This is a genomic window from Enterococcus sp. AN402, assembly GCF_040719405.1.
GTDB lineage: Bacteria > Bacillota > Bacilli > Lactobacillales > Enterococcaceae > Enterococcus > Enterococcus faecalis.
The window spans coordinates 2376564-2385000 of the sequence record NZ_JBFDTM010000004.1 but is presented as its reverse complement, the minus strand read 5'-3'; the positions used below and the strand labels follow the sequence as shown (position 1 = coordinate 2385000).

Here is an 8437-nt window from a genome sequence, read left to right as displayed (position 1 = left end):
ACGCCTATTTAATTGCCAAAGAATTGGAATTAGATTTAATTCATACACATACTGAATTTGGTGCGGGTATTTTAGGGAAAATGGTTGGGAAAAAAATGAAAATTCCTGTCATCCATACGTATCATACGATGTATGAAGATTACTTACATTATATTGCTAAAGGAAAAGTCGTCCGTCCATCACATGTTAAATTCTTTTCAAGAGTGTTTACAAATCATACGACAGGTGTTGTTTGTCCCAGTGAACGTGTAATTGAAAAATTACGGGATTATGGAGTAACCGCACCAATGAGAATTATTCCAACAGGGATCGAAATTGATAAGTTTTTACGTCCCGATATTACTGAGGAAATGATCGCTGGAATGCGTCAACAACTAGGTATTGAAGAGCAACAGATTATGTTGTTATCGTTAAGTCGAATTTCTTATGAAAAAAATATTCAAGCAATTATTCAAGGGTTACCACAAGTTATTGAAAAATTACCACAAACTCGTTTAGTAATAGTTGGAAATGGTCCCTATCTAGAGGATTTAAAAGAATTAGCAGAAGAACTAGAAGTCAGTGAATACGTTCAATTTACGGGTGAAGTGCCAAATGAAGAAGTCGCCATTTATTATAAAGCTGCTGACTATTTTGTCAGCGCCTCAACGTCGGAAACACAAGGCTTAACTTATACAGAAGCGATGGCTGCTGGCGTTCAATGTGTTGCAGAAGGGAACGCCTATTTAAATAATTTATTTGATCATGAAAGCTTAGGCAAAACTTTTAAGACAGACAGTGATTTTGCCCCAACATTGATTGACTATATACAAGCAAATATTAAAATAGACCAAACTATTTTAGATGAAAAATTATTTGAAATTTCTTCTACAAACTTTGGCAACAAAATGATTGAATTTTATCAAGACACATTGATTTACTTTGATCAACTTCAAATGGAAAAAGAAAATGCGGACTCAATAAAAAAAATTAAAGTAAAATTTACATCTTTAAGAAAATAAACTGCAAAACTTTCCTCCTTCGTTTATACTGAAGGAGGAAAGTTTTTTATTTTAAGAACGGAGGAAGCTACTATGTCTAAAATCGGCTTTATTGGAACGGGTGTCATGGGGAAATCAATTATTCGTAATATGATGAAAAACAATTTATCTGTCAATGTTTATAATCGAACAAAAAGTAAAACAGATGATTTAGTTGCTGAAGGAGCAGTTTGGTATGATACGCCAAAAGCAATTGCGGAAGCGAGTGATATCATTTTTACAATGGTTGGCTTTCCTTCAGATGTTGAAGGCGTGTATTTTAATGAAACAGGGATTTTTCAAGCAGATCTTACAGGTAAAATAGTAGTAGATTTAACCACAAGTACGCCAACCTTGGCTGAAAAGATTGCCAAAAAAGCAGCAGAAGTGGGTGCTCATGCGTTGGATGCGCCAGTTTCTGGTGGTGACTTAGGTGCTAAAAATGGTACTTTAACAATTATGGTTGGTGGCGATCAAGAAAGTTATGACACCGTCTTACCAATTTTCAAAACATTTGGTAAAACGTTTATGCTACACGGCTCAGCTGGAAAAGGGCAACACACTAAGATGGCGAATCAGTTAATGATTGCAGGCACAATGACCGGTTTGACTGAAATGCTCGTTTACGCAAATGCGACAGGATTAACTTTAGAAAAAGTTCTGGAAACAGTCGGTGGTGGTAGTGCTGCAAACTGGTCATTAAGTAATTATGGTCCGCGTATTTTAAAAGAAGATTATACGCCAGGCTTTTTTGTTAAACATTTTATCAAAGATTTAAAGATTGCGTTAGATGAAGCAAAAAAACTTGACCTTCCATTGCCAGCGACGCAAAAAGCGACAGAATTATATGAAAGCCTTGCAGATAAAGGGTTTGAAAATGATGGCACACAGGCCTTAATTAAGCTTTGGTGGACAGATGGCAAGCAACCAACGAATAAAAATTAAAGAACAACAAAAAAATCAAAAAAAATGACGAAAAATCATGCAAGTTAGGCAATGTTTTGTTACAATGGTACAGAACTAGTTTGCAAAAGGAGGCCCACTGATGAAACATTCACAACTTGTGGCGATTATTAAGAGACTGGAAGCAATGATCGAAGCAGCAGATAATGAAGTACAAGTACGCCGCTTTGAACGTGAAGGCGTAGAGAAATGTATTGTAAGTTTTGATAAATCAACAGAAACATTTGAATTAACAGAATCTGATACGCACCAAAGCTATCAATTCGATAACATCGATATTGTAGCAATGGAAATTTACGACTTAATTCAATAATTAATCGTCCTACATTTTAATAAGGGAGTGGAGTAGAAGCACCAAAGCTTCTGGTTCACTCTCTTCTCGTATTATCCAGTCAAGTTGTAGCAATAGCTTAGTGGGAATTTAAGAATTATATAACAAAAATCACTGGCACTTCTCAATCAGGGGAGTGCCAGTGATGCTTTTTAGTTGCACTTCTTTCCTTTTTCTGTGAAAATAGTTTGGGTATCAAAGTAATTGATCCTTTTTTTAAAAGCCTCGTCCCTTGAAAATGCGCCTTTTTTGAAATATTTGAAGAATATTTCATTAAAAATATAGAAAATTCTCTTGCATTCTTTGCTTATTTACGATATAGTTTGAACATCAAATGTTTTGATAATCAAAGTATATGGATGGTGCACAGAATGGAACCTAATTTAGAAACAGTCAACGATTACTTAGTCAGTGTCTTTAATGACATCTTAACGATTGAAGAATCTGAATTGAAAAAATCACAATTTAATGATTTATCCATTACGGAGATGCACACAATCGAAGCAATTGGTATGTACAAGAAAAAAACGTCTTCAGAAGTAGCCAAGGAACTTTCAATTACTGTCGGAACACTTACTGTAGCGATTAACAACTTAGTTAAAAAAGGCTATGTTGAACGTTTGCGTAGTGAAGATGATCGACGTGTAGTAAAGCTTGGCTTAACTAAAAAAGGAAAATTACTTTTTAGAGTCCATCAGCATTTTCATCGTGAAATGGTTAAAAACATTTTGAAAGGCATGGAGCAAGAAGAAGAACAAGCGCTGTTAAGAGCACTAAAAAATCTTCATGATTTCTTGCAAGAATACAAATAAAAAGTGAGGATCCCCATGAAGAATTATGCACGAATTAGTTGTACAAGCCGTTATGTTCCAGAGAATTGTGTCACGAATCACCAACTGAGTGAAATGATGGATACCTCTGATGAATGGATACATTCGCGAACAGGCATTAGTGAACGTCGCATCGTTACGCAAGAAAATACGTCTGATTTATGTCATCAGGTCGCAAAACAGTTATTGGAAAAATCTGGAAAGCAAGCAAGTGAGATTGACTTTATTTTAGTTGCAACAGTGACACCAGATTTCAATATGCCTTCTGTTGCTTGCCAAGTGCAAGGCGCAATTGGCGCCACTGAGGCCTTTGCTTTTGACATCAGTGCAGCGTGTTCTGGTTTTGTCTATGCCTTAAGCATGGCAGAAAAACTAGTCTTAAGTGGTCGTTATCAAACAGGTCTAGTAATTGGTGGCGAAACATTTTCCAAAATGTTGGATTGGACCGATCGCTCCACAGCGGTGCTTTTCGGTGATGGGGCTGCTGGCGTCTTGATTGAAGCGGCTGAGACACCGCATTTTCTAAATGAAAAATTACAAGCAGATGGACAACGGTGGGCGGCTTTAACGTCAGGCTACACGATCAACGAAAGTCCTTTTTATCAGGGGCATGAGCAGGCTAGTAAGACGCTACAGATGGAAGGACGTAGTATTTTTGATTTTGCGATTAAAGATGTTTCACAAAATATTTTATCACTCGTGACGGACGAAACCGTGGATTATCTTCTATTACATCAAGCAAATGTGCGCATTATCGATAAAATTGCACGTAAGACGAAGATTTCCCGCGAGAAGTTTTTAACGAATATGGATAAATATGGCAATACCTCAGCTGCTAGTATTCCTATTTTGTTGGATGAAGCAGTTGAAAATGGGACCTTAATTTTAGGTTCCCAACAACGCGTGGTGCTAACAGGATTTGGCGGCGGCTTAACATGGGGCTCACTGCTCCTAACGCTGTAAAAAACTGTTCACATATAAATGAAGAAAATGACTATTTTGGAGGAATATACACATGGTATTTGAAAAAATTCAAGCAATTATCGTAGAAGAATTAGGAAAAGATGCTGAAGAGGTACAATTAACTACAAACATTCAAGAAGAATTAGATGCGGATAGCTTAGATTTATTCCAAATCATTAACGAAATCGAAGATGAATTTGATGTGAAAATCGAAACAGAAGATGGCATCCAAACCGTTCAAGATTTAGTAACATATGTAGAAAAACAACAAGCAAACTAATACATGAAAATAGGGGGCTGGGACATTTAATTGCTAAATGACCCAGTCCCTAAAAAAACAAGTAAATAAGCCGGAAAAATCCTTTTTTACTTGAATGAAGTGTACTTATCTTAGAACTAAAGGACGTATAAAATCAATGAATCAACAGTTATGTGAGTTGCTTGGAATCAATTATCCCATTTTTCAAGGCGGTATGGCTTGGGTAGCCGATGCTTCATTAGCAAGTGCCGTGTCAAACGCTGGTGGATTAGGGATTATTGCTGGCGGCAATGCCCCAAAAGAAGTCGTAAAAAAAGAAATTAAAAAAGTTAAAGAATTAACGGAGCAACCCTTTGGTGTCAATATCATGTTACTTTCACCTTTTGCCGATGAAATTGTCGATTTGGTTTGTGAAGAACAGGTTCCTGTCGTAACGACAGGTGCAGGCAATCCAGCCAAATACATGGCTCGTTTTAAAGAACATAACATTAAAGTAATCCCAGTAGTTCCTTCAGTTGCTTTAGCAAAAAGAATGGAAAAAATTGGTGCCGATGCTGTCATTTTTGAAGGAATGGAAGCTGGTGGACATATTGGCAAGTTAACCACTATGAGTGGCTTACCGCAAATCGTTGACGCTGTGTCAATTCCTGTGATTGCAGCAGGTGGGATTGGTGATGGTCGTGGTATGGCTGCGGCCTTTATGTTAGGTGCTGAAGCAGTCCAGTTAGGCACACGTTTTTTAATTGCCAAAGAATGCAACGTTCATCCAGATTATAAACAGAAAGTTTTAAAGGCACGTGATTTAGATGCAGTAATTACCTGCCAACATTTTGGCCATCCAGTGCGTACTTTAAAAAATAAATTAACCGCTCAATATAATCAATTAGAAAAGCAAGAACTCCAAAAAGAAGTGCCTGATTTAGAAATGTTTGAAAAAATTGGTCAGGGCGCTTTGCGCAAAGCTGTCGTTGACGGGGATATGGATTACGGTTCCGTCATGGCGGGACAAATTGCCGGGTTAATAAAAAAAGAAGAAACAGCCCAAGAAATCATTGATTCACTCATGTCTGAATGCAAAGCGATTGTACATAAGATGAATCAGCGTTGGGGCTAAGTGAATAATTTTAACAAAAAATGAGGTGTCGTATGAAAACAGCGATTTTATTTAGTGGACAAGGAGCCCAGTATCAAGGGATGGGTGAAGAATTATATCACCAAGAAGCGATTGTTCGGGAAACTTTCGATGAAGCAAGTCATATCTTAGGTTATGAGATGGCAGAACTTTGTTTTACTGAAAATGAACGTTTAAATGAAACAGAATATACGCAACCTGCTATTTTAACAGTCAGTGTCGCATTTTACCGTCTTTTGCAACAAAAAGGACTAACGCCTGATGTCGTAGCGGGTTTAAGCTTAGGGGAATACAGTGCTTTGGTTGCCAGCGGGGCTTTGCGCTTTTCAGAAGCAGTGGCCTTGGTCCAAAAGCGCGGTCAGTACATGACAGAAGCAGCACCACAAGGAACTGGCAAAATGGTTGCTGTTATGAATGCTGAGCGTGAAGTAATTGAGAAAGCCTGCCAAGAAGCCAGTGCTTTCGGAATTGTGGCTCCAGCAAATTATAATACACCACAACAAATCGTGATTGGTGGTGAGGTTGCTGCTGTTGATCAAGCGATGACACTTCTCAAAGAAGCTGGTGTGAAACGAATGATTCCGTTAAATGTGAGTGGTCCTTTCCATACGGCGCTGTTACAACCAGCATCAAAAAAATTGGCTCAGGATTTAGCAAAATTGAACTTTCAAACGATGCAAATTCCTGTCATTAGTAATACGACTGCCGAAATTATGCCCCAAGAGGCAATTCAAGCGTTATTGGAAAAGCAAGTCATGTCTGCGGTACGTTTTGAAGACAGTATCGAAACGATGAAGGCTATGAACGTAGGAACGATGATTGAAGTTGGTCCAGGGAAAACATTAACTGGTTTTGTTAAAAAAATTGACAAAACAATTGAAATGCACCGTGTGGAAGATGTTGCAACATTAAAAGAAACGTTAACAGCACTTACTGGGAGGTAAAAAATGGAATTAACAGGGAAAAACGTATTTATTACTGGAAGCACTCGCGGGATTGGCAAAGCAGTTGCGTTGGCTTTTGCGAAAGAGGGCGCCAATATTGTTTTAAACGGTCGGAGTGAGATTACGCCAGAACAACGACAAGAAATTGAAGCCTTTGGGGTAAAATGTATTGGCCTTTCTGGAGATATTTCCGATTTTGATGCAGCAGGTGAGATGATTCAAGCAACTGTTGACCAATTAGGCTCGATTGATATTCTGGTGAATAACGCTGGGATTACGAATGATAAATTATTATTACGAATGACAAAAGAGGATTTTAATGCCTGTTTAGATATTAACTTGGTAGGAACTTTTAACATGACCCAACAAGCGGTTAAACGTATGATGAAACAACGAAGTGGTCGGATTATTAATATGGCTAGCGTTTCTGGTTTAATGGGAAATGTTGGTCAAGCAAACTACGCTGCGAGTAAAGCAGGTGTCGTTGGTTTTACTAAATCGGTGGCACGAGAAGTTGCGCCGCGCGGTATTACCTGCAATGCGATTGCACCAGGGTTTATCCAAACAGAAATGACGGATGTTTTATCGGAAAAAGTTAAAACACAAATGAATGCGCAAATTCCCTTACAAACGTTTGGGCAAGTCGAAGATGTCGCAGCTACAGCGATTTTCTTAGCTAAAAGTCCCTATATTACTGGGCAAGTAGTGAATGTTGATGGCGGCTTAGTCATGCACGGATAAACGAAAGGAGTCAAAAGGATGAATCGAGTAGTTATTACCGGTTACGGTGTCACCTCGCCGATTGGCAATGAACCTGAGACTTTTTTAGAAAGTTTGAAAACAGGGAAAAATGGTATCGGACCGATTAGTAAATTTGATGTTAGTGAAACAGGTGTCACCTTAGCAGCTGAAGTGAAAGACTTTCCAATGGAAAAATATTTTGTTAAAAAAGATGGCAAACGCATGGATAAGTTTTCGTTATTTGGCATTTATGCGGCCTTAGAAGCAATGGCTATGAGTGGCTTGGATACCAGTCAACTAGATGTGGATCGGTTTGGCGTCATGGTGGGTTCCGGGATTGGTGGTTTGGAAACAATTCAAAATCAAGTAATTCGGATGCACGACAAAGGACCTGAACGTGTGGCACCGTTATTTATTCCAATGGCGATTGGAAACATGGTGGCGGGAAATATTGCTTTACGTGTTGGTGCCAAAGGAATTTGTACGTCAACAGTGACGGCTTGTGCTAGTGCAACCCATTCAATTGGGGAAGCGTTCCGCAATATCAAACATGGCTACTCCGATGTCATTATTGCTGGTGGAGCAGAAGCGCCTATTACAGAAATCGGTATTTCAGGATTTGCTTCCTTGACCGCTTTAACAAAGGCGACTGATCCAGAAAAAGCCTCAATTCCCTTTGATAAAGAACGTAGTGGATTTGTGATGGGAGAAGGTGCGGGTGTCTTTATTTTAGAATCATTAGATCATGCTCTAGAACGAGGCGCAACTATTTTAGGTGAAGTGGTTGGCTATGGTGCTAATTGCGATGCCTATCATATGACATCACCAACACCAGATGGGAGCGGCGCAGCGAAAGCCATGGTACTAGCAATGGAAGAAGCGGGGATTTCTCCAGAAAAAATTGGCTATATTAACGCCCATGGAACAAGCACACAAGCCAATGACAGTGCAGAATCTAAAGCTATTGAATTGGCTTTAGGTAATGCCGCAAAAACGGCGTATGTAAGTAGTACGAAGAGTATGACGGGACATCTCTTAGGCGCCGCTGGTGGGATTGAAGGAATTGCTACCCTAAATGCTTTACAACATCAATTTATTCCGCCAACCATTAATGTGGAAAATCAAGATGAAGCAATTACGGTGAACGTTGTTTTAAACGAAAGCAAAGAGCATAAATTTGATTATGCTTTAAGTAACTCGCTAGGCTTTGGTGGCCACAATGCAGTTATTTGCTTAAAACGCTGGGAGGATTAAC

At 38.8% G+C, this 8437-nt stretch carries 10 protein-coding genes (1 of these 10 running past the window's edge); all 10 read left to right on the top strand.

Going from position 1 to position 8437, the window contains the following annotated elements; all coding sequences use genetic code 11:
* A protein-coding gene (gene bgsB / locus AB1I62_RS13050) for a cell wall glycolipid biosynthesis glucosyltransferase BgsB (protein WP_010825503.1) crosses the window boundary here: on the top strand, window positions 1–1001 show its 3' portion. 223 nt of this gene lie to the left of the window's left edge; only the last 1001 of its 1224 coding nucleotides appear in the window; the start codon falls outside the window, past its left edge; the stop codon is at window positions 999–1001.
* A gap of 72 nt (window positions 1002–1073) precedes the next feature.
* Complete coding sequence (locus AB1I62_RS13045) at window positions 1074–1964, top strand: NAD(P)-dependent oxidoreductase (protein ID WP_002356274.1); 891 nt, start codon at window positions 1074–1076, stop codon at window positions 1962–1964.
* Window positions 1965–2064: 100 nt separating this feature from the next.
* Window positions 2065–2295 carry a YkuJ family protein gene (locus AB1I62_RS13040; protein WP_002379802.1) on the top strand — a complete coding sequence of 77 codons (231 nt, stop codon included), beginning with the start codon at window positions 2065–2067 and terminating at the stop codon, window positions 2293–2295.
* A 389-nt stretch (window positions 2296–2684) separates the two neighbouring features.
* Window positions 2685–3125 (top strand): MarR family winged helix-turn-helix transcriptional regulator, encoded by a 441-nt coding sequence (locus tag AB1I62_RS13035; protein WP_002362455.1) that lies wholly within the window; start codon window positions 2685–2687, stop codon window positions 3123–3125.
* Window positions 3126–3140: 15 nt separating this feature from the next.
* Window positions 3141–4106 (top strand): beta-ketoacyl-ACP synthase III, encoded by a 966-nt coding sequence (locus tag AB1I62_RS13030; protein ID WP_002359378.1) that lies wholly within the window; start codon window positions 3141–3143, stop codon window positions 4104–4106.
* 52 nt (window positions 4107–4158) lie between these two features.
* On the top strand, window positions 4159–4386 hold the full coding sequence (locus tag AB1I62_RS13025; RefSeq protein WP_002356278.1) for an acyl carrier protein: 228 nt from the start codon (window positions 4159–4161) through the stop codon (window positions 4384–4386).
* 136 nt (window positions 4387–4522) lie between these two features.
* On the top strand, window positions 4523–5479 hold the full coding sequence (fabK, locus tag AB1I62_RS13020; protein WP_002356279.1) for an enoyl-[acyl-carrier-protein] reductase FabK: 957 nt from the start codon (window positions 4523–4525) through the stop codon (window positions 5477–5479).
* A 32-nt stretch (window positions 5480–5511) separates the two neighbouring features.
* Window positions 5512–6441, top strand: a complete 930-nt coding sequence (gene fabD / locus AB1I62_RS13015) for an ACP S-malonyltransferase (protein WP_048737838.1) — start codon at window positions 5512–5514, stop codon at window positions 6439–6441.
* 3 nt (window positions 6442–6444) lie between these two features.
* Window positions 6445–7182, top strand: a complete 738-nt coding sequence (gene fabG / locus AB1I62_RS13010; protein WP_002356283.1) for a 3-oxoacyl-[acyl-carrier-protein] reductase — start codon at window positions 6445–6447, stop codon at window positions 7180–7182.
* An 18-nt stretch (window positions 7183–7200) separates the two neighbouring features.
* The gene (gene fabF / locus AB1I62_RS13005; protein WP_002382453.1) at window positions 7201–8436 is read left to right on the top strand and encodes a beta-ketoacyl-ACP synthase II; all 1236 of its coding nucleotides are present in this window, start codon (window positions 7201–7203) and stop codon (window positions 8434–8436) included.
* The last annotated feature ends 1 nt before the right edge of the window (window position 8437 follow it).

Coding starts and splice junctions, on each gene's coding strand:
- AB1I62_RS13045 (WP_002356274.1), top strand. CDS start 1,074: ATGTCTAAAATCGGCTTTATTGGAACGGGTGTCATGGGGAAATCAATT.
- AB1I62_RS13040 (WP_002379802.1), top strand. CDS start 2,065: ATGAAACATTCACAACTTGTGGCGATTATTAAGAGACTGGAAGCAATG.
- AB1I62_RS13035 (WP_002362455.1), top strand. CDS start 2,685: ATGGAACCTAATTTAGAAACAGTCAACGATTACTTAGTCAGTGTCTTT.
- AB1I62_RS13030 (WP_002359378.1), top strand. CDS start 3,141: ATGAAGAATTATGCACGAATTAGTTGTACAAGCCGTTATGTTCCAGAG.
- AB1I62_RS13025 (WP_002356278.1), top strand. CDS start 4,159: ATGGTATTTGAAAAAATTCAAGCAATTATCGTAGAAGAATTAGGAAAA.
- fabK (WP_002356279.1), top strand. CDS start 4,523: ATGAATCAACAGTTATGTGAGTTGCTTGGAATCAATTATCCCATTTTT.
- fabD (WP_048737838.1), top strand. CDS start 5,512: ATGAAAACAGCGATTTTATTTAGTGGACAAGGAGCCCAGTATCAAGGG.
- fabG (WP_002356283.1), top strand. CDS start 6,445: ATGGAATTAACAGGGAAAAACGTATTTATTACTGGAAGCACTCGCGGG.
- fabF (WP_002382453.1), top strand. CDS start 7,201: ATGAATCGAGTAGTTATTACCGGTTACGGTGTCACCTCGCCGATTGGC.